The 19,916-nt window shown below is 67.4% G+C and carries 21 protein-coding genes (1 of these 21 cut by a window edge); 17 read left to right on the top strand and 4 right to left on the bottom strand.

The genetic code is table 11. The features are described from left to right. Positions 1–121: 121 nt before the first annotated feature. Both AC5W7N_RS00735 and AC5W7N_RS00730 read right to left on the bottom strand, forming a co-directional pair. Positions 122–2,164, bottom strand: a complete 2,043-nt coding sequence (locus AC5W7N_RS00735; RefSeq protein WP_280499709.1) for a M13 family metallopeptidase — start codon at positions 2,162–2,164, stop codon at positions 122–124. A gap of 162 nt (positions 2,165–2,326) precedes the next feature. Beyond that, positions 2,327–3,919 (bottom strand): DHA2 family efflux MFS transporter permease subunit, encoded by a 1,593-nt coding sequence (locus AC5W7N_RS00730; RefSeq protein ID WP_495923027.1) that lies wholly within the window; start codon positions 3,917–3,919, stop codon positions 2,327–2,329. A gap of 22 nt (positions 3,920–3,941) precedes the next feature. Here AC5W7N_RS00730 and AC5W7N_RS00725 point away from each other — a divergent pair, with 22 nt between their 5' ends. From AC5W7N_RS00725 to AC5W7N_RS00705, 5 genes are all read left to right on the top strand, one after another. Continuing rightward, positions 3,942–4,412, top strand: coding sequence for a GbsR/MarR family transcriptional regulator (locus AC5W7N_RS00725; RefSeq protein ID WP_495923025.1), 471 nt, complete (start codon positions 3,942–3,944; stop codon positions 4,410–4,412). A gap of 211 nt (positions 4,413–4,623) precedes the next feature. Continuing rightward, entirely contained in the window at positions 4,624–4,992 is a 369-nt protein-coding gene (gene rplN, locus AC5W7N_RS00720; RefSeq protein ID WP_033244618.1) for a 50S ribosomal protein L14, read from the top strand. A gap of 1 nt (position 4,993) precedes the next feature. Further along, positions 4,994–5,311, top strand: coding sequence for a 50S ribosomal protein L24 (rplX, locus tag AC5W7N_RS00715; RefSeq protein ID WP_014349099.1), 318 nt, complete (start codon positions 4,994–4,996; stop codon positions 5,309–5,311). Between the two features lies 1 nt (position 5,312). Further along, entirely contained in the window at positions 5,313–5,876 is a 564-nt protein-coding gene (rplE, locus tag AC5W7N_RS00710) for a 50S ribosomal protein L5 (protein WP_036533246.1), read from the top strand. A 4-nt stretch (positions 5,877–5,880) separates the two neighbouring features. Continuing rightward, positions 5,881–6,066 (top strand): type Z 30S ribosomal protein S14, encoded by a 186-nt coding sequence (locus AC5W7N_RS00705; RefSeq protein WP_014349101.1) that lies wholly within the window; start codon positions 5,881–5,883, stop codon positions 6,064–6,066. Between the two features lie 91 nt (positions 6,067–6,157). On the opposite strand, the gene AC5W7N_RS00700 is transcribed toward AC5W7N_RS00705, so the two are convergent. Beyond that, positions 6,158–6,421, bottom strand: a complete 264-nt coding sequence (locus AC5W7N_RS00700) for a hypothetical protein (protein ID WP_163816894.1) — start codon at positions 6,419–6,421, stop codon at positions 6,158–6,160. A 389-nt stretch (positions 6,422–6,810) separates the two neighbouring features. Here AC5W7N_RS00700 and rpsH point away from each other — a divergent pair, with 389 nt between their 5' ends. The 9 genes from rpsH (at position 6,811) to map (ending at position 12,356) form a co-directional block, all read left to right on the top strand. Then, positions 6,811–7,209, top strand: coding sequence for a 30S ribosomal protein S8 (gene rpsH / locus AC5W7N_RS00695; protein WP_014349106.1), 399 nt, complete (start codon positions 6,811–6,813; stop codon positions 7,207–7,209). A gap of 13 nt (positions 7,210–7,222) precedes the next feature. Further along, positions 7,223–7,762: a 50S ribosomal protein L6 gene (gene rplF / locus AC5W7N_RS00690; protein WP_036533248.1), complete on the top strand. Its 540-nt coding sequence runs from the start codon at positions 7,223–7,225 to the stop codon at positions 7,760–7,762. A gap of 2 nt (positions 7,763–7,764) precedes the next feature. Beyond that, positions 7,765–8,172, top strand: coding sequence for a 50S ribosomal protein L18 (rplR, locus tag AC5W7N_RS00685; RefSeq protein ID WP_036533271.1), 408 nt, complete (start codon positions 7,765–7,767; stop codon positions 8,170–8,172). Between the two features lie 34 nt (positions 8,173–8,206). Continuing rightward, positions 8,207–8,854 (top strand): 30S ribosomal protein S5, encoded by a 648-nt coding sequence (gene rpsE, locus AC5W7N_RS00680; RefSeq protein WP_014349109.1) that lies wholly within the window; start codon positions 8,207–8,209, stop codon positions 8,852–8,854. A gap of 2 nt (positions 8,855–8,856) precedes the next feature. Next, complete coding sequence (gene rpmD, locus AC5W7N_RS00675; RefSeq protein ID WP_014349110.1) at positions 8,857–9,036, top strand: 50S ribosomal protein L30; 180 nt, start codon at positions 8,857–8,859, stop codon at positions 9,034–9,036. 1 nt (position 9,037) lies between these two features. Beyond that, positions 9,038–9,481 (top strand): 50S ribosomal protein L15, encoded by a 444-nt coding sequence (gene rplO / locus AC5W7N_RS00670; protein WP_036533250.1) that lies wholly within the window; start codon positions 9,038–9,040, stop codon positions 9,479–9,481. 177 nt (positions 9,482–9,658) lie between these two features. Continuing rightward, positions 9,659–10,981, top strand: a complete 1,323-nt coding sequence (secY, locus tag AC5W7N_RS00665) for a preprotein translocase subunit SecY (RefSeq protein ID WP_036533252.1) — start codon at positions 9,659–9,661, stop codon at positions 10,979–10,981. Then, positions 10,978–11,523 carry an adenylate kinase gene (locus AC5W7N_RS00660; RefSeq protein ID WP_163816895.1) on the top strand — a complete coding sequence of 182 codons (546 nt, stop codon included), beginning with the start codon at positions 10,978–10,980 and terminating at the stop codon, positions 11,521–11,523. Before secY ends, AC5W7N_RS00660 begins: the two co-directional genes overlap by 4 nt. A 32-nt stretch (positions 11,524–11,555) precedes the next feature. Beyond that, a complete protein-coding gene (gene map, locus AC5W7N_RS00655) occupies positions 11,556–12,356 on the top strand; it encodes a type I methionyl aminopeptidase (protein WP_163816896.1) in 801 nt (266 codons plus the stop codon). Positions 12,357–12,366: 10 nt separating this feature from the next. Here the strand turns inward: map and dtd are convergent, their stop codons facing one another. Beyond that, complete coding sequence (dtd, locus tag AC5W7N_RS00650) at positions 12,367–12,810, bottom strand: D-aminoacyl-tRNA deacylase (protein WP_495923019.1); 444 nt, start codon at positions 12,808–12,810, stop codon at positions 12,367–12,369. 162 nt (positions 12,811–12,972) lie between these two features. Between dtd and AC5W7N_RS00645 the strand changes: the two genes are divergently transcribed. The 3 genes in view from AC5W7N_RS00645 to AC5W7N_RS00635 are tightly spaced (at most 19 nt apart) and all read left to right on the top strand, a layout consistent with a single transcriptional unit that may run on beyond the window. Beyond that, complete coding sequence (locus tag AC5W7N_RS00645; RefSeq protein WP_495923018.1) at positions 12,973–13,290, top strand: hypothetical protein; 318 nt, start codon at positions 12,973–12,975, stop codon at positions 13,288–13,290. A 19-nt stretch (positions 13,291–13,309) separates the two neighbouring features. Continuing rightward, on the top strand, positions 13,310–13,819 hold the full coding sequence (locus AC5W7N_RS00640; protein ID WP_495923016.1) for a YbaB/EbfC family nucleoid-associated protein: 510 nt from the start codon (positions 13,310–13,312) through the stop codon (positions 13,817–13,819). A 17-nt stretch (positions 13,820–13,836) separates the two neighbouring features. Further along, positions 13,837–19,916, top strand: the beginning of a protein-coding gene (locus AC5W7N_RS00635; RefSeq protein ID WP_495923014.1) for a toxin glutamine deamidase domain-containing protein. 20,968 nt of this gene lie beyond the right edge of the window; only the first 6,080 of its 27,048 coding nucleotides appear in the window; it begins with the start codon at positions 13,837–13,839; the stop codon falls past the right edge of the window.

Here is a 19,916-nt window from a genome sequence, read left to right as displayed (position 1 = left end):
GGTGTGGTCGCGGCGATGCCGCACACGGCGCGACTGATGCGACCACTGCCGCAGTCGTGTCGCGCCTGCTAGGAGACGTCCGCGCCCCATGCGCGGAGCCGCGGACGTCGAGCCCGAGAACTCACAGGGTGACGCGCTGCTCCTTCGGCAGGAACAGCTTGTCGCCCTCCTTCACCCCGAACGTCGTGTAGAACTCCTCGATATTGCGCACCACCTGATTGGCGCGGAACTCGTTGGGGGAGTGGGTATCGGTGGCCAGCAGCCGCTCGGTGACCTCACGGGTCTGCTTGTCGCGCCAGCCGCGCGCCCAGGACAAGAACATCGTGTGATAGTCGGGATCGTCCACGCCACGGCGCTTTTCGGCGATCCGGTACGCGGCCAGCGCGATCAGCAGCCCGCGCAGGTCGGCCAGGTTCTCGCCGACGGTGAGTTCGCCGTTGACGTGCTGTTCCGGATCGAGACCCTCGGGGACGAGCACGTTGTACTGCTCGATCAGCTGCTGGGTCTTGGCGTCGAAGGCGGCGCGGTCGGCCTCGGTCCACCAATCGCGGCGGTTGCCGTCACCGTCGAACTTCGAGCCCTGATCGTCGAAGCCGTGGCCGATCTCGTGGCCGATGGTCGCACCGACCGCGCCGTAGTTCACCGCGGCTTCGGCATCCTTGTCGAAGAACGGCGGCTGCAAATACGCGGCCGGGAAAGCGATCTCATTGGTGGCGGCCATGTAGTAGGCGTTCACCGTCTGCGGCGACATCGCCCATTCGGAATCGTCGACCTTGGTGCCCAGCCGGTCGAAGGAACGCTTGACCTCGAAATCGTTGACGGCGCGCAGGGATTCGATGAGCTTGCCGCGGGTGATCGTCAGCCCCGAGTAATCGACCCACTTGTCCGGATAGCCGATCTTGGTGTTGATCTTGTCCAGCTTCTCGATCGAGGCCTTCCTGGTCTCCGGCGACATCCACGAGGAGTTGGTGAAGTTCTCCCGGTAGGCGGCGAACAGATCGTCGACCATCTCCATGGCGCGCTCTTTGGCCTCGGGCGGGAAATGCTTGTCCACATACAGTTTTCCGAGCTGTTCGCCCAGATTTGAATCCACCGTGCCGACCGCGGATTTCCACAGCTCGGGCCGCTGCTGCAACCCGGCCATCAGCCGTCCGTTGAAATCGAAATTGGCGTCGGCGAACGCCTTGGGCAGGAACCGCGCGTACTGCCGCAGCAGGGTGAGCTTCAGATAATCGCGCCACATCGCGATATCGGTCTCGGCCCAGATCTTGCCCGCCTCGGTGACGAACGACGGCTGATTCACCACGATCTCGGCGAACAGGTCCTTGTCGCGCTCGGTCGTCGCGTCCAGCCACGGGTCCCAGTCGAACTGCGGCGCCAGCGCTTTGGTGGCATCCCAGCTCATCCGGTTGTAGGTGGCGTCGGTGTCGCGATTGCGCACATTGTCCCAGTGCGCGGCCGCGATCCGGGTCTCCAGATCGAGGTTGCGCTGCGCCAGCCCCGCCGGATCGGGCAGGCCAGCGGCGGCGGCAAGGCGCTCGTTGAAAGTCCGGTAACCGGCCAGCTGCTCGGCGTACTCGGGCTTGCGGTAGTACTGCTCGCTCAGCCCGATACCGGACTGGCCGATCGACGGGATATAGGCCTCGGAATTCTTCCGGTCGATACTGACGCCCAGCCCGATCAGGCCGCCGATCGGCAGCGCGCCCATCACTCCGGCCAGCTCCGCCTTCGTCTTCGCCCCATCGATCTCGGCGAACATCGGCTCGAGCGGAGTGAGCCCCAGTTGCTCGATCTCGTCGAGGTTCATCCTCGCGTCGTACAGATCCCGGATCTGCTGCGCCTCCGAACCCGGCTCCGGATCGGAAATGGACTCGATGATCTCGCGCAACTGCTGTTCGGTGCGATCATTGGCCTCACTGATCGCGCCGTAGGCGACCTTGTCCGGCGGCAGCTGGTACTCGCGCAGCCACTTACCGTTGACGTGCCGGTACAGATCGTCCTGCGGCCGGATCGCCGGATCGGAACCGGTCATATCGACCTGCTTCAACGGCTGTGCGGCCTCGTCGTCCGAACACGACGCCAGCAGCGCCGCCGCAGGCACCACCCCGAGAGCGACCAAGAACGCGCGGCGGTCCAACAGGAACGGACGACCCGACGATGTCACAAAGCTTCCTCTCCCCGATCACAGACGCTGAGCCGGTACGCATGGTGCACTGACGTACCGGCCCGAACGAGGCTACCGGCGCATCGGCATCGGGTCGATCGCTGGCGTCCGCCGGAAATGCCTGCGGCCCGCGCTCCTACCGAACGCGGGCCGCCGCCGAGGTCACATGAGGCTTGCCGGATCCACCGCCTTCGCCCGCTGCGGCAGGAAGGTGAGCGCCACCACCGCGCCGAAGATGCCGATGACGGTGCACAGCCACAGCATCGACGAGATGCTGTCGATGAACGCGCCGGTTACCGAAGCGGCCAGCTCCGCTGAACCGGTTTGGTGCGCCACGGCCATGCCGTTGGCGGCGCTGGCTTGTACGGTTTCCGCGGCTGCCGCGGGCAGATCACCGGTGTCGACCGAGTTGCGGTACACGGCGTTGACGATGGTGCCGAGCAAGGCGATGCCGACGGTGCCGCCCACCTGACGCATGGCCTGGATCAGCGAGGAACACGAGCCGGCTCGGTCCGGATCCAGTTCGCCGATTGCGGCGTTCATCGCCGACGGCATGCCGAATCCGGCACCGACGCCGGCGATCGTGATCCAGGTGGCGACGTAGCCGTACCCCGATTCGGCATCGGTCATCGCTCCCATGCCGAGTCCAGCGGCCAGGATCAGGAACCCGATCGTGACCGTGACTCGGGTGCCCGCCGCGGAATCGACCGGGGTGGCGAACTTGGCCCCGATCACCATGCCGCCGATGAACGGCAGCAGCTTCAGGCCGGTTCCGAGCGCATCGGCGCCCTGAATGGCCTGGAAGTACTGCGGCATCGTGAACAACAGGCCGAACATCGCGAACACCGCGATGGTGATGAGCATGGTTCCCCAGAAGAACGAGCGCGAGCGCAGCAGTGCCAGATCCACCAGCGGGGTCGGCCGCCCGAGTTTGCCGAACCGGCCCTCCACCACGCCGAACACACACAGCAGCACCGCGGCCGCGACCATGAACACCACGGCCAAGGCATCGCCCCAGCCACGTTCACCGGCCAGGGTCACGCCGTACACCAAAGCCGCGAGCGCGGCCGAGGAGACGACGATGCCCGCGTAGTCGATCGACGGTCGCACCGAGCTCCGCGACTCCGGAATCAGCACGAGCACGGCCGCTACGGCCACGACGGCGACCGGGACATTGATCCAGAAGATCGACGACCATGAGAAATGGTCCAGCAGAAGGCCTCCGACGATCGGGCCGAGCGGCAACCCGATGCTGTTGGAGACGACGAAGAAGTTGATCGCCTTCTTGCGTTCGGCCTCATCCGGGAACAGCACCGCGATCAGCGACATCACCACGGGCACGAGCAGCGCCGCACCGATGCCGAGGAAAGCGCGCGCCACGATCAACTGATTCGCGCTGTTCGCCAGTGCGCACACCACAGAGCCCGCGCCGAACAGCAGCAGGGCGATCGCCAGCACTGCCTTCCGGCCGAAGCGATCGCCGAGCAGTCCGGCGGGCAGCAGGAGCACCGCGAGCACGAGGTTGTAGGAGTTCGCGATCCATTGCAGTTGTTCGGTCGATGCGCCCAGATCGACCGACAACGTCGGCAGCGCGACATTGAGCACGGTCGTATCCAGGCCGACCACCAGAACAGCAAGGCAGAGGGCGGCGAGCACGCCGAAGCGGCGGCCACCCGACAGGCCGGGCGCGCCGCTGTGACCGGTTGACGGGGAATCGAGGAGGTGGGGCGGTGCCGGTACCGCGCCGGCTGCCATGGCAGCGCCGACACCGATTTCCGTGGACTCCGAACGCGAGCGGGCCTTCGTCGAGCGGCTCGGTGGAGCGATGGCCGGAGCCGGGGTGCCTCCGATGGCCGCACGTGTGCTCGCGCGCATGCTGATCAGCGAATCCGGGGTGATGACCTCCGCCGAGCTCGCCGACGCGCTCGAGGCCAGTCAGCCCTCGATATCCGGTGCGGTCCGATTCCTCACCCAGATCGGGTTCATCACCCGCGAACGCGTTCCGCGCACCCGCAAAGACCGCTACCGCATCCGCGACGACGTCTGGGAAACCGTGCTGACCTTGCGCAACGACTCGGTCGACGGATGGAAGGCCGCCCTGGAAGAAGGGGTCGAAGTCGCAGGCCCGGATACCGAGGCGGGTCAGCGCATGGCCGAGGCGGTGGAATTCTTCGAATTCATCCAAGAAGACATGCGGCAGATGTTGCAACGCTGGCGTGAGCACAAGCAGCGGTGCCGTTCGGGCTGACCGCCCCCGATTTGGGGCCGACCTGGGCAAACCCTTACACTAGACCGGTTGCCTGCGGCAGCTGTGCCCGCAATCCGGCCGTGAACCCCCAGTGGTCGGTCCGTCAGGATCGAACAAAACCGCTGGCAGGCGCGCGTTCGGGTGGCAACGCGACCATGCCCGTCGGGTCGGAAATCCGGCGTGCTTTTACGTCCAGGTCAAGGAGGCTGAAGTGATTCAGCAGGAGTCGCGACTGCGCGTCGCCGACAACACGGGAGCGAAGGAAATCCTTTGCATCCGCGTTCTCGGTGGTTCGTCGCGTCGCTATGCCGGTATCGGCGATGTCATCGTCGCCACCGTGAAGGACGCCATCCCCGGCGGCAACGTCAAGCGGGGTGACGTCGTCAAGGCCGTCGTCGTGCGCACCACCAAGGAGCGCCGTCGTCCGGATGGTTCCTACATCCGTTTCGACGAGAACGCCGCCGTGCTCATCAAGCCGGACAACGATCCGCGCGGCACCCGCATCTTCGGCCCGGTCGGCCGCGAGCTGCGTGACAAGAAGTTCATGAAGATCGTCTCGCTGGCCCCGGAGGTGCTCTGACATGAAGGTGCACAAGGGCGACACCGTGCTCGTCATCTCGGGTAAGGACAAGGGCGCCAAGGGCAAGGTCATCCAGGCCTACCCGGCGACCAACAAGGTCCTCGTCGAGGGCGTGAACCGGATCAAGAAGCACGTCGCGAACTCCGCCAACCAGCGCGGCGCCTCCTCGGGCGGCATCGTGACCCAGGAAGCCCCGATCCACGTGTCCAACGTGATGGTCGTCGACTCCGATGGCAAGCCGACCCGCGTCGGCTACCGGACCGACGAAGAGACCGGCAAGCGGGTTCGGATCTCCCGTAACAACGGGAAGGACATCTGACATGACCACGACTGAAAACGTGCAGCCTCGGCTGAAGCAGCGCTACCGCGAGGAAATCAAGGACGCGCTGAACAAGGAATTCAACTACGCCAACGTGATGCAGATCCCGGGCGTGGTGAAGGTCGTCGTGAACATGGGTGTCGGTGACGCCGCGCGCGACGCCAAGCTCATCAACGGCGCCGTCAACGACCTGGCCCTGATCACCGGCCAGAAGCCGGAGATCCGCAAGGCCACCAAGTCCATCGCGCAGTTCAAGCTGCGTGAGGGCATGCCGATCGGCGCCAAGGTCACCCTGCGCGGCGACCGGATGTGGGAGTTCCTGGACCGCCTGGTCTCCATCGCGCTGCCGCGTATCCGCGACTTCCGTGGTCTGTCGCCGAAGCAGTTCGACGGCAACGGCAACTACACCTTCGGTCTGAGCGAGCAGTCGATGTTCCACGAGATCGATGTGGACTCCATCGACCGTCCGCGCGGTATGGACATCACCGTCGTGACCACTGCGACCAACAACGAAGAAGGCCGTGCCCTGCTCAAGCACCTCGGCTTCCCGTTCAAGGAGAACTGAGCACATGGCTAAGAAAGCTCTGGTCAACAAGGCCAACCGCAAGCCGAAGTTCGCCGTCCGGGCCTACACCCGCTGCCAGCGCTGCGGCCGCCCGCACGCGGTCTACCGCAAGTTCGGCCTGTGCCGCGTGTGCCTGCGCGAAATGGCGCACCGCGGCGAGCTGCCCGGCGTGCACAAGAGCTCCTGGTGAGCTCGCGCTGAGCGCAATCGGTTAGGCGAGAACTGAACGAGGGCACGGACTCCGGTGGAGTCCGTGCCCTCGTCGCGTTATCCGGTACCGGTCACCAGGGCAGGCAGCCGGCCATCTTCAGCCGAGTGGCCAGACCCGAGCCGATGGTGGTGCTCGACCCCTGGCCGGTCGTCAGCGCGAGCAGCAGATCGACACCGAGCCCGGCGCCGATGGAGCAGCCGAGCAGATTGATGTCGACGGTGATCCGCTCCTCGGGCGCACCGGGCAGCGGTTCGTCGGCATGTGCCGGGCTCGCCACTGCCACGGTTGCCGCCGCGAGTGCCGCCGCGACGATGCCCGCTTTGATCGATCGCACCTGATCCTCCTCATATGCGCATGCGCGCTGTGATGCCGGTTTCGGAAAAGTAAGTGCGGTGGTCGATCACACCCGACCCGCGCACTACCCACTTGTTGACCGGCGGGTGCGGGCGGAAACGTGATCTCTGTGCGGGCACGGACCCGGCCCGGGCCGCGGGTAGACCCCGATTTGGTCCTGACCAGGCCCCCATCTACACTAGAGCGGTTGCCTGGGCACCTCTGTGCCCGCATGCGGTCTGCGTGCGGGTGGCCCGGGCGATGCGAACTCATCCGGTCGGCAAGGGTCGACCGGACCAGCCGAATTGCTGTAGGCCCACGATCTGTGCCCTGAAAAGGGGTGCGGGTGCTGTATGGGAACCGCAGCGAGAAAGGTGTCGAGGTCGAACTATGACCATGACTGATCCGATCGCAGACTTCCTGACACGTCTGCGCAACGCCAACTCGGCGTACCACGATCAGGTGAAGGCTCCGCACTCCAAGCTCAAGGCGAACATCGCCGAGATCCTGAAGCGCGAGGGTTACATCGCCGATTACCGCACCGAAGACGCCGCCGTTGGCAAGAACCTCGTCGTCGATCTGAAGTACGGCCCCAGCCGTGAGCGCAGCCTGCAGGGCCTGCGCCGCGTCTCGAAGCCGGGTCTGCGTGTGTACGCGAAGTCCACCAACCTGCCCAAGGTCCTCGGCGGCCTCGGTGTGGCGATCATCTCCACGTCCACCGGCCTCCTGACCGACCGTCAGGCAGCCAAAGCCGGCGTGGGCGGCGAAGTCCTCGCCTACGTCTGGTAAGGGAGGTAGAGACATGTCGCGTATTGGTAAGCAGCCCATCGCCATCCCCTCCGGCGTCGAAGTCACCATCAACGGCCAGGATGTCGCGGTGAAGGGCCCGAAGGGCCAGCTGTCGCTGACGGTGTCCGAGCCGATCACCGTCACCAAGGGTGACGACGGTCAGCTCCAGGTCGCCCGTCCCGACGACGAGCGCCGCAGCCGTGCCCTGCACGGCCTGACCCGCACCCTGGTCGCCAACATGATCGAAGGCGTCACCAAGGGCTACGAGAAGAAGCTCGAGATCGCAGGCGTCGGTTACCGCGTCGCGCTCAAGGGCCAGAACCTCGAATTCGCCCTCGGCTTCAGCCACCCGGTCGTTGCCGAGCCGCCGCAGGGCATCACCTTCGCGGTGGAATCGCCCACCAAGTTCTCGGTGGCCGGTATCGATAAGCAGCTGGTCGGCGAGGTCGCCGCCAACATCCGCAAGTACCGGAAGCCGGAGCCCTACAAGGGCAAGGGCATCCGCTACGCCGGCGAGAACGTTCGCCGCAAGGTCGGAAAGACGGGTAAGTGATCATGGCGCAAACCGAGAATCAGAAGGCCAAGCGCATTCCGCTGGGCAAGGATGCTTCCACCCGGCGTCGGCTGTCGAAGACCCGTCGCCACTTCCGCCTGCGCAAGAAGGTCGCCGGCACCACCGAGCGTCCGCGTCTGGTCGTGCACCGCTCCTCGCGGCACCTGCACGCCCAGCTGGTCGACGACTCGCTCGGCAAGACCATCGCCGCGGCCTCCAGCATCGAGGCCGATGTGCGCGCGATCGACGGCGACAAGACCGCCAAGGGCAAGAAGGTCGGCGAGCTGATCGCCGAGCGCGCCAAGGCTGCCGGTGTCGAGGCCGTCGTGTTCGACCGTGGTGGTCACGATTACCACGGCCGCATCGCCGCGCTGGCCGATGCCGCTCGCGAAGGTGGGTTGAAGTTCTGATGATGATCAAGATTGCGAACGGAAGGAACGTCTGATGCCGGGACGTCAGAGGCGTGACGGCGGAAACGGACCCGCCGGACAGAACGGAAGCGCCCCCGAGGGCGGCCGCGACAACCGCCGTGGTGGCGACCGTCGCGGTGGCGGTGACCGTCGCGACCAGGCCGCCGAGAAGAACCAGCTCGAGCGCGTCGTCGCGATCAACCGCGTGTCGAAGGTCGTGAAGGGTGGTCGGCGCTTCAGCTTCACCGCCCTGGTCATCGTCGGTGACGGCAACGGCCTGGTCGGTGTCGGTTACGGCAAGGCCAAGGAAGTTCCCGCGGCCATCCAGAAGGGTGTCGAGGAAGCGCGCAAGGGCTTCTTCCGCGTCCCGATGATCGGCTCCACCATCACCCACCCGGTGCAGGGCGAGGCAGCGGCCGGTGTGGTCATGCTGCGTCCGGCTTCCCCGGGTACCGGTGTGATCGCCGGTGGCGCCGCGCGCGCCGTGCTGGAGTGCGCGGGCATCCACGACATCCTGGCCAAGTCGCTCGGTAGCGACAACGCGATCAACGTCGTGCACGCGACCGTTGCCGCGCTCAAGCAGCTGCAGCGTCCCGAAGAGGTCGCGGCCCGTCGTGGTCTGCCGCTCGAGGACGTCGCTCCCGCGGGCATGCTGCGTGCCCGTGCCGGACAAGGAGTCTGACCATGGCAGATCTCAAGGTGACCCAGATCAAGAGTTCGATCGGCGCCAAGCAGAATCAGCGGGACAGCCTGCGCACCCTCGGTCTGCGGGGCATCCGCAAGTCGGTGGTCCGTGAGGACAACGCCCAGAACCGTGGGCTGATCAACGTCGTGCGCCACCTCGTAACAGTTGAGGAGGTCTGACATGACCATCAAGTTGCATCACCTGCGTCCTGCCCCCGGCGCCAAGACCGAGAAGACCCGCGTGGGTCGCGGTGAGGGCTCCAAGGGTAAGACCGCGGGCCGCGGTACCAAGGGCACCAAGGCTCGTAAGAACGTCCCGGCCGCCTTCGAGGGCGGGCAGATGCCGATCCACATGCGGCTGCCCAAGCTCAAGGGCTTCACCAACCCGTTCCGGACCGAATACCAGGTCGTGAACGTCGGCGCGATCGCCGAGCTGTTCCCGCAGGGTGGCCAGATCGGCAAGGACGAGCTCGTCGCTGCCGGTGCGGTCCGCAAGAACCAGTTGGTCAAGGTCCTCGGCGAGGGAGAGATCTCCGTCGCGGTCCAGATCAGCGCGGACAAGTTCTCCGGCTCCGCCAAGGAGAAGATCACCGCGGCCGGTGGCACCGTCACCGAGCTGGGCTGACGTTAGGAATTCCACAGCGGCACCGGACGAGTGAGAACTCGTCCGGTGCCACTGTTAGAGTTCAAGTGTTGTCTGCCAAGACTCGTCATGGGGTCGGCGTCGAGGGACCGGGGTTTCTGATTCCGGACCACCGCTGAAAGTTCCATGGCATGACCATGTCGTTCGCCAGGAGGATCTGTGCTTTCCGCCTTCGTATCGGCCTTCCGGACTCCGGACTTACGGCGGAAGATTCTCTTCACGCTGGGGTTGGTCGCGCTGTACCGTGCCGGTGCCGCGTTGCCGTCGCCCGGTGTCGATTATCGGGCGGTCCAGGAGTGCGTCGACCTGGTCTCCGGCGGTGAGAACGCCGGTATCTACCAGCTGATCAACCTGTTCTCCGGTGGTGCGCTGCTGCAGTTGTCGGTCTTCGCGATCGGCATCATGCCCTACATCACCGCGAGCATCATCATCCAGCTGCTGACGGTCGTCATCCCGCGGTTCGAGGAACTGCGCAAGGAAGGCCAGGCCGGCCAGACCAAGATGACGCAGTACACGCGTTATCTGTCCATCGCGCTGGCCGTGCTCCAGGCCACCGGTCTGGTGGCGCTCGCGGCCCGCGGTCAGCTGCTGCAGGGCTGCCAGCAGGACATCCTCGCCGACACCAGCATCTTCGGCATGATCATCATCGTGCTGGTCATGACGGCCGGTGCGGCGCTGGTCATGTGGTTCGGCGAGCAGATCACCGAGCGCGGTATCGGCAACGGCATGTCGCTGCTGATCTTCGCCGGTATCGCCGCCCGCATCCCGACCGAGGGCAAGGCCATCCTGGACAGCCGCGGTGGTCTGGTGTTCGGCCTGGTGTGTGTGGCCGCGTTCGCGATCATCGTCGCGGTGATCTTCGTCGAGCAGGGTCAGCGCCGGATTCCAGTGCAGTATGCCAAGCGCGTGGTCGGCCGCAAGATGTACGGCGGCTCGTCGACCTACCTGCCGTTGAAGGTGAACCAGGCCGGTGTGATCCCGGTGATCTTCGCGTCCTCGCTGCTGTATCTGCCGAATCTGATCGCGCAGCTGACGGGCTCGCAGAACAATCCGGATCCCAGCTGGTGGCAGGAGATCATCCAGAAGTATCTGGTGAATCCGAGCAACCCGGTCTACATCGCGATCTACTTCGGCATGATCGTGTTCTTCACCTACTTCTATGTCGCGATCACCTTCAATCCGGAGGAACGCGCCGACGAGATGAAGAAGTTCGGTGGCTTCATTCCGGGCTACCGGCCCGGTAAGCCGACCGCCGATCATCTCAGTTTCGTGCTGAGTCGCATCACCCTCCCCGGCTCGATCTACCTCGGCGCGGTAGCCGTCCTGCCGAACCTGTTCCTCGACATCGGTAATACCGGTGGCGTGCAGAACCTGCCGTTCGGCGGTACGGCCGTGCTGATCATGGTGAGCGTCGGTTTGGACACCGTGAAGCAGATCGAAAGCCAACTGATGAATCGAAATTACGAAGGGTTCCTCAAGTGAGAGTTGTACTGCTCGGACCGCCGGGTGCAGGCAAGGGCACGCAAGCCGTTCTGCTGTCGGAAAAGCTCGGTGTGCCACACATCTCCACGGGGGACCTGTTCCGCGCGAACATCAGCCAGCAGACTCCGCTGGGTCGCGAGGCGCAGAAGTACATCGATGCCGGCGATCTGGTGCCGAGCGATGTGACCAACCGGATGGTCGAGGCCCGCGTGGCCGAGCCCGACGCTGTCAACGGTTTCGTGCTCGACGGTTACCCGCGCACGGTCGACCAGGCCGACGCCCTGGAGAAGATCCTCGGCGATATGGACAAGAAGCTGGACGCGGTGCTCTGCTTCGTCGTGCCGGAGGAAGTGCTCAAGGAGCGCATGCTGGCGCGCGGTCGCGGCGACGACAACGAGCAGATCATCGACAACCGGCTGCGGGTGTACCGCTCGGAGACCGAGCCGCTGCTCGAGCACTACGACGGCCTGGTCGTCACCGTCGACGGTGTCGGCGAGGTCGACGAGGTCAACGCCCGGGCGCTGCGCGCGCTGGGACACTGATCATCCACTCGACGATGGAGCACTGAGGCGCCATGGTTTTCGGCCGCAAGCGCAAGAAAGTGGTGCCGTTCCGCACGGCGGGCGAAGTGGACGCGATGGCGGCCGCGGGAGCGATCGTCGGTCGCGCCCTGGTCGCCGTGCGCGCCGCCGCAGTGCCGGGCGCCTCGACGCTCGATCTCGATCAGGTGGCCGAGCAGGTCATCCGTGACGCCGGCGCGGTGCCGTCGTTCAAGGGCTACCAGGGTTTCCCCGCCTCGATCTGCGCCTCGGTCAACGACCGGGTGGTGCACGGCATCCCCTCGGCCGAGGAGATCCTGGTCGAGGGCGATCTGGTGTCCATCGACTGCGGCGCCATCCTCGACGGCTGGCACGGCGATTCGGCCTGGACCTTCGGCGTCGGCGAACTCTCCGAGGACGACCGGCTGCTGAGCGAGGCCACCCGCCTGTCGATGGAGGCCGGTATCGAGGCGATGCTGCCCGACAACCGCCTCTCCGACGTCTCGCACGCCATCGAGCTCGGCACCCGCGCCGCGGAGAAGGCGCACGGGCGCAGCTACGGCATCGTCGACGGCTACGGCGGCCACGCCATCGGCCGCGAGATGCACATGGAGCCGTTCCTGCCCAATGAGGGCGAGCCGGGCAAGGGCCCGCTGCTGGTGGTGGGTTCGGTGCTGGCCATCGAACCGATGCTGACACTCGGCACCAGCGAAACCGATGTGCTCGACGACGACTGGACCGTTGTCACCTCCGACGGTTCCCGCGCCGCGCACTGGGAACACACCGTCGCCGTCACCGAAGACGGGCCCCGCATTCTCACCCCGCGCCCGGAGTAATCGGGCAGCCTCAACCCTCCAGCAGGATCGTGACCGGCCCGTCGTTGGTGAGTTCGATGTGCATGTGCGCGCCGAAACGTCCGGTGGCGACGGTGGCGCCGAGAGCCCGCAGGGCATCGGCGAAATGATCGACCAGCGGTTCGGCGACCGGACCTGGCGCTGCCGCCGACCAGGACGGGCGACGGCCCTTCCTGGTGTCGGCGTAGAGGGTGAACTGGCTGACCACCAGGATCGGCGCGTCCAGATCGGCGGCGCTGCGTTCGCCGTCGAGCACGCGTAACCGCCACAGCTTGTCCGCCAGCGCGGCAGCGGTGGTCTCGGTGTCGTCGTGAGTGACGCCGACCAGCGCCACCAGGCCGTGCGGCGCGCCGTGCGCGGCGGGGTCGATGCTGCCGACCACCTCACCGTCGACGCTGACCCGCGCAGATGTCACTCGTTGCAGCAGTACTCGCACGCGGGCCATCATGGCAGGTCCGTCCGCGCCGCGCGGTACCCGCGTGCCACTCCGGCGCCACCTGCGATTCAACTCGGCGCTACTCGGGATTCGCGATCGGCTGTCACAGTCGCAGACGAGCTGACGGAGTGCGGGCGACCGCGCGGGTGGTGAGGAGCGAGCATGGGCGCCGACAAGGTCAAGGCCGATCCGGAAGATTTCCAGAAGGCCGCCGAGAAGACCGGTGCGGTTCGCGACAAGGTGCAGGGCATCCTCAACACACTGGAGGCGTCCATCAGCTCCTACGGAACACCTTGGGGCAACGACAAACTCGGCGCTTCGTTCACCGATGGCGAGCAGGGCTACTTCGCAGCCCGCGAAAGCCTCACCGGCAACTTGGAGAATGTGGCCAACTCGTTCAACAACTTCCGCAGCGGCCAGGCCCAGACCGTGGTCGCGTTGCGCAAGATGGAGCGGGCCAACGAGGGCACCTTCGAGTGATCGAAGGCCTCTGATACCTATGGCGAACGAACGCGCGAAGGCGGAGCTGGCCGGCCTGATCGAAGAAGTCGGGCAACAGTTCCGGGAGATCGCACGCATCCAGGATGAACGCGCGCAGCTCACTGCCAGCGCCACCGTGCGGCGCAAACGAGTCACGGTCACCGTGAATGCCGACGGTGTCGTCATCGAGACGAAGTTCGGTCCCAACATCGAGGACCTGAGCTACTCCGAGATCGCCGCCGCGGTGACCGAAGCCGCGCAGAAGGCGAATGCCGAGGTGCTGCGCAAGGGTCAGCAGCTGATGAGCCCGCTCGACGACCGGCGAGCCCGGCTGCCGAAACTGTCGGACCTGATCGAAGGCATGCCGGACCTCACCGGCAACCTGCTGGCACCGCGGCGGGCGTCGACGGCTGCGCCCGCCGCCCGCGGTCGTAACTCGGTCGAGGACGGCAGTGCCGCACCGGAATTCGCCGATGCCGAGGTGCCGAAGCCGGACGGCGACGACGGCGTCACCGATTCCGGCTGGTGAGCTGACCCAGGCTCGCGATGGCGATCGATTTCCCCACCGTCCTCGGCTGGGTGGCCGGCACCGACTGGCCGGACGGCAACGAGGACGATATGCGCTCGCTCGCCGACGACTGGCGTGCGGCGGCCGCTGCCATCCAAGAGGTGATCGCCGACGTCCGTGCGGCCAAGACGGTATCGCTGAACGCCTACCCCGAGGGCGAAGCGCCGAAGGATATCGCCAAGGCCTTCGACTCGATGCTCTACGCGACCGAGGGGCAGGACAAGGGTTCGCTCGAGCAGTTGATCGAGGGACTCAACAGCATGGGCGAGTCCGCCGACAACATGGCGAACGAGATCGAATACGCCAAGCTGATGGTGATCTCGTCGCTGGTGCTGCTGGCGGCCGAACTCGCCGCTGCCTGGATCTTTCCGCCCACCGCACCCGCGGTGCAGGCGGCGGCGATCGCGCTCACCCGGATCGCGATCAGGGTCATCGGACAGACCGCCGCCCGCGCCATCCGCAATATGGTTCTATCGCTGGCGCGCAAGAAGTTCTTCCAGTTCATGGTGCGCCATGTCGCCATCGACACCGTCATCGGCACCGGTCAGGACCTCGGTATCCAGGCGTATCAGGTCTGGCAGGGCAACCGTAAAGGCATCGACTGGGAGCAGGTGGCGGTCACCGCGGTGTCGTCCGCGGTGGGTGGTGCGGTGGCGGGGCCGCTGGCGCACCGGATGGGGAACTGGCTCGGGCCGCAGCGGCTGCCGGACGGCACTGTCATCCGGCCGCAGCGCGTCAACCCGATCGTCAACGGGCTGATCAGCGGTTCAACGGCCGGATTGGCCGGTGCGACAGCGGGTTACGCGGCAAGCCTCGGCACCCAGTTCGGCATCGACTGGGCGCAGGACGGCTGGGACGACGCGACGAAGAATCTCGGCAACGCCATCAACAACTTCGATCCGCGCGCGATCACCGCAGGTGTGTTCAACGGTGCCGCGAGTGGGGCGAACAAGGCATGGGCGAACCAGGTGTGGAGCAACCGGCGGCCGGATCTGTTCAACCAGCCGAGTTTCCAATCGCGGGTCGACGCGGTGATCTTCGGTCCGGGTGGGGCGCCGGGCTCCGGTGCGGGCGGACCTGGGACCCCCGGCACCGGTGATGGGACGCCGGGCGGTCAGCCGGGTACGGGCGGCGGAGGTACGCCGGGGGCCGGTGGTGGCAATACCGGCGGTGGTCAGGGCGGTAATACCGGCGCTGGTCAGGGTGGTAACAACGGTGCGAACCAGGGGGGCAACAACGGTGCCAATCAGGGGGGCAACAACGGTGCCAATCAGGGTGGCAACAACGGCGCGAACCAGGATGGAAACAATGCCGGCGGCGAACAATCCGGAACCCAGGGTGGCGATGGCAGAACTTCGCCGGCACAGGGTGACGGCGGTCGAGTAGACGACGGTTCGGCGCCGCCACCGAGCCAGGGCGACCAGCGCGGCGACAGCGGCGGCGATACCCGGGCCGGCGAGAGCGGCCGCGGCGAAGGCGAAGGCCGTGCGGGCGACAGCCGGGCCGGGGATGCCGGCGATCGCGGCGACGGCGACAGCAGGGCCGCAGACGCGGCGCGCGACGGTGACAGCCGGGCGGGCGATGCCTCGCGAGCAGGCGATGCATCCCGTGGCGATTCCGCTGGTGACACCGGTGACCGCGACGGCAGTCGCGCCGGGGCGGCATCCGGTGCCGACGGTGTGCGCGGTGACGGTGGCCTGCAAGCCGAGCCGCGCGGTGACGGCGGAGTCGGCGCACATCACGGAATGCCCGGCGTGCCGACGCCGCTCGGGCCCGACGCCGGGATGGACGGCGCCGGTGAAGTCGGCGGGGCCGGGGCAGCGGTTCCGGTTGCTCCGCCGCCACCGGTTGCCGCAGGTGCGGCTCCCACGGGTGCGTCACCGGCGAACGCGGCACCGAATGCCTCGCCGTCCAGCGGCGAGGCTCGCAGCGGCGCGGGAGCGTCGAGTCCAGCGCGCGGAGGTGACGGGCGCGTTCCCGTCGGCGATACATCGGCCGGAAGAGGGCCGGATCGCACCGGCGCGGACGACACCTCGGGTCCGCTCGCCCCGGCCGACGAATCCGCCGATCGCCGCACCGCCACCCCGGATGCCGCTGCCCCCGAGCCTGATTCGCGCGCAGGTACCGCCGACCCGCACCGCGCTGCCCCTGTCCTCAGCGATCCACAGCCGGGCATCCAAGCGGGATCGCGTGCCGGCGACGACCTACCCGGCGCCGGTGACGCCGACCGTGCCCGCCACGACGTCGGAGACCTGACCGCTCCTGTCCTCGGCGATGAGGTGCCGGGGGGCCCTGATCGTGGGCGGGGCGATGACGTGCTGGCTGATGGCGATCGTGGGCGCGCCGGTGACGAGTTGGGTACCGGGGATCGTGGGCGTGGCGGTGACGTGCTGGGCACCGGGGATCGTGAGCGTGGCGACGACCAGCCGAGCGGGGCCGGTCGTGGGCGCGGCGATGACGTGCTGGCTGATGGCGATCGTGGGCGCGCCGGTGGCGAGTTGGGTACCGGTGATCGTGGGCGCGGCGATGACCGGCCGGGCAGCATCGACCGCGACGGCGGCGACGACCAGTCGGCCCAGGTCGATCGCGCGCACGGCGACGGTGTGCTGCCGGGCGGCGATCGTGAGCGCACCGGTGACCAGCCGGGTGGCGGGGATCGTGGGCGTGGTGATGATCAGCCGGCCGCCGGCGATCGTGAGCGCGGTGAGGGTCGGCCGGGTACCGATCGTGACGCCGGGTGGTCCGCTCGGGATGGGGCGACGGATGGGAATCGGGATCGGCAGCCCGGTGCCGATCGGGCGGCATCGCCTGCCAGCGACGACGTCGCGGACAGCTCGCAGCAGGAGGGCGCGGGCCCGCACCGCCCCGCCCCGGACGCCGACGATTTCGATGGGTCCGCCCTCCCGCCCGCCATGTTCGTCATCCCGCCGCCGGACTTGGTAGGCGGTGTTTCCGGGCGGGACAACGGCCCTGGCATCAACCGGATCGGTTCGCGTGATGCCGCGCCAGTCGGCGACTCGGCGGATACATCGTCGTCGGCACCGCGTTCCGGCGACGGCACGCGCGATGGTGCCGGGCGGCGTGGTCGCTGCGCCGAACTGGCGCTGCGCCTGATTCGGGAATTGACCGGTAGCCGGGCGATCACGCCGCCGGTGCATCCGGTCGGCCCGGAAGGCATGTCCGCGGGGGAGGTCGAGGCGGCCGCGGGTGGGCGGCTGCGGCCGTTCGACGGGCATGACGCCATCGCCGATCAATTGGATGTGCTCGGGCCCGGCTCGGCGGCGCTGGTGGTGGACGATTACTCCGGGCCGACCAACCGGTACCGGGTGGGCGCGCACGCGTATGTGCTGGTCAACGAGAACGGCACGATCATGGTGCGCGATCCCGGCGCGGGTCGCGTCGAGGGCTTCCCGCCCACGCTGCCGCGCGAGGTGCGCGGCACCTACGGCATCGTCTACGACGCGGCGGGCAATCCGCTGCACCCGATCGAGGAGACGGTGCCCGCGGCAGCCGGGCTCGACGCCGACCGGCGAGTCGGCGCCCCGGACGGAAACCAGCCCGCGCCGCTGCGTGCTGTACCGGACGGGATGTACCGCGGCAGCGACGGCAACTGGCACCACACCGATGACCCACCGAATACCTGGCGGGACAAGAACTTCCAGCTGCGCGACGCCCAGCGCTGGATCCCCGATCCGCGCACCTCCTACGGCTACCTGTACGAGGCGCAGCCCGGACCTGCCGCGCCGTACCAGGTCACCGATGCGGCGATCGCGGATCGACTGGCGCAGGCGTCGGCGGATCGCATCGCCTTGCAGGCGGAGCGTGACGCGCTCGGCAGCCTGGTCAAGCAGCATATGGGCGAGTTCGGCATCACCGATATCCATGATCTCGCGCCGAAACGCCTCGACGCCGAGATCCAGCGGCATATCAACCGAATCTCCAGCGACCGCGACATCCCCGAGCCGGAGCGGATCGCGAAGCTGATCCGGCTCGGCGAGCTCCGCGCGGAGGCCGAACGGTACAACGATCTCGGCCAGGACATGGTGGCCACCTCCAAGTTGCTCGGCGAACTCGGCGCAACCGCGTTCGTGCTCGATCCGGCCTTGCGGCCCGGCGCGGTGCAGCTCACCCCGTTCCCCGGGGCGTTCGACGGGGCGAATACCGTCGATATCGCGGCGCTGGAGCCGGGTGCGGGTGGCAAGCCGCCGAAGCTGGTCGTGGTCGAGGCCAAGGGTGTCGGGTCGGCCCTCGGCGGTTCGAAAACCGCCAGCGCACAGCAGGGTTCGCCGGAGTATCTGCGCCGCACCCTGGCGATCGACACCAACCTCGCCACTCTGCTGCGGGCCACTCCGGAACAGCTGCGGGCTCTGGACAGCGATCCGGAAGGCCGGGCCTTGCTCGCCGCACGGAACGAGCTGCTGCGCGCCCACCGTGACGGCACGCTGGAGATCGAGTACTACCTCGCGCACACCTCCGAGCACGGTGAGGTGACCATCCGCCGGTTCGACCTGAACCGCGACGGGCAGCCGGTGCCGATGGACATCATCGGCGGTGTCGAGGCGAGCCGGTCGGCGCCGGACGACCCCGCCGGTGTCATCGATGGCGACGCCCGCATCGGCGACCGCCCCGACGACCCCATTCCCGTCGATCCCACCTCCGACGACTCCGCCCCCGTCGACCCCACCGCCGATGCCTCCCGCCTCCGGGACGACCTGCGAAACCAAACGCCCGACGGCGCCCGGCCCACCCCGGTGCGGCGCCCGGAACTCGGCTCGAACGGCCTGCCGGGTGACCGCACCACGCCGATGTTCGACTCGACCCGCTTCGGCAATGACGGATCGCCGGTCACCGTCGCCACCGTCCGCGTCCATGTCGATGCCGACGGCACCTTGGACGCGGCGGGTCGCCAGGCGGTGACCGACCACATGCAGCGCACGGTCGATGAGCTGCTCAACAACGGCTCGCGGCTGCGCAACGGGGACACCCTGCTCATCGACATTGTCGCGACGGCCGACGCCGACGCCGCCCATGTGCGGGTGCGGGCCGGTGATGAGCCCGGCCCCGGCGTGCGCACCGCCGACGACGACCCGGCCGTGATCGTGAACGATCTGCGCCGTCATCTCGGGCTCGGCCCGCTCAACCCGAACCTCGGCACCGATCTCGGTTTCAGCGACGCGGACCTGGCTCAGCTGAGCAACGACATCGCCGCGGCGAACACCCCGTCTCGGCTCGACGGCATGCCGGCGACCCGGGAGATCGCGCCGAATTACCTCGATGTGCTCGAGGACCCGGTGCACCAGGCTCGCGTGCAGGACGCGCTGCGCGATGGCGACCGATTCCTGATCGGTGCCGATCCGCGCGCGAACGATTACGGGCAACTGATCAACGACGGCGGCCCAGGGGTGTTCGGGCGCTCCACCAACTGCGTCGATTGTGTGCTCGCCGCCTTGGCCTCGTTCTTCGGCGATCCACAGGTTGCCTTCCCGCGCTGGTTGAGTGAGGCCTTCGCCGACGCGGACATCGATTCGCCGCACGGGGAGCCGGGCGGTGCCGAGCGCATCGCCGACTGGCTGGGCCGGAACTGGCGGCGGTATGTGAACCTGCCGATTCCGGCGCAGTTCAACAGGCTGCATCAGCACATCGACAACTTGGGTCCGGGCTCGGCCGCTGTGATGATCAATTACTGGCACGCCACCGATCCGGATACCGGACTGAAGCTGTTCACCGATGACGGCGAACCCGTCTACGACAACGGCCATGCCACGCTTGTGGTCTACCCACTGGGCGCGGACGGTCCCGTGTGGTGGGATCCGCAGCACGGCAGCACCTCCAACACCCCGCCGAGCCTGCTCGTCGACAACAGCGCGGCGACGTTCTTCATCGACCTCCCGGCAGATGCCGCCGTACCGGCGGACCAGCCGCAACCGAAGCAGGAGCACGACGGTGGATCGACTCCAGACCAGGCAACAAGTGGAACGCCATCTCGCACAGATCTTCCCGGGCAGGCCGTTCCGGATTCATCGCGCCCGGCACGGGTGGGTGTGCCGGCCGATACTGT

The organism is Nocardia sp. CDC519 (assembly GCF_059509835.1).
The sequence above is the reverse complement of the archived record's forward strand: the minus strand, read 5'-3'. Positions and strand labels throughout refer to the sequence as shown.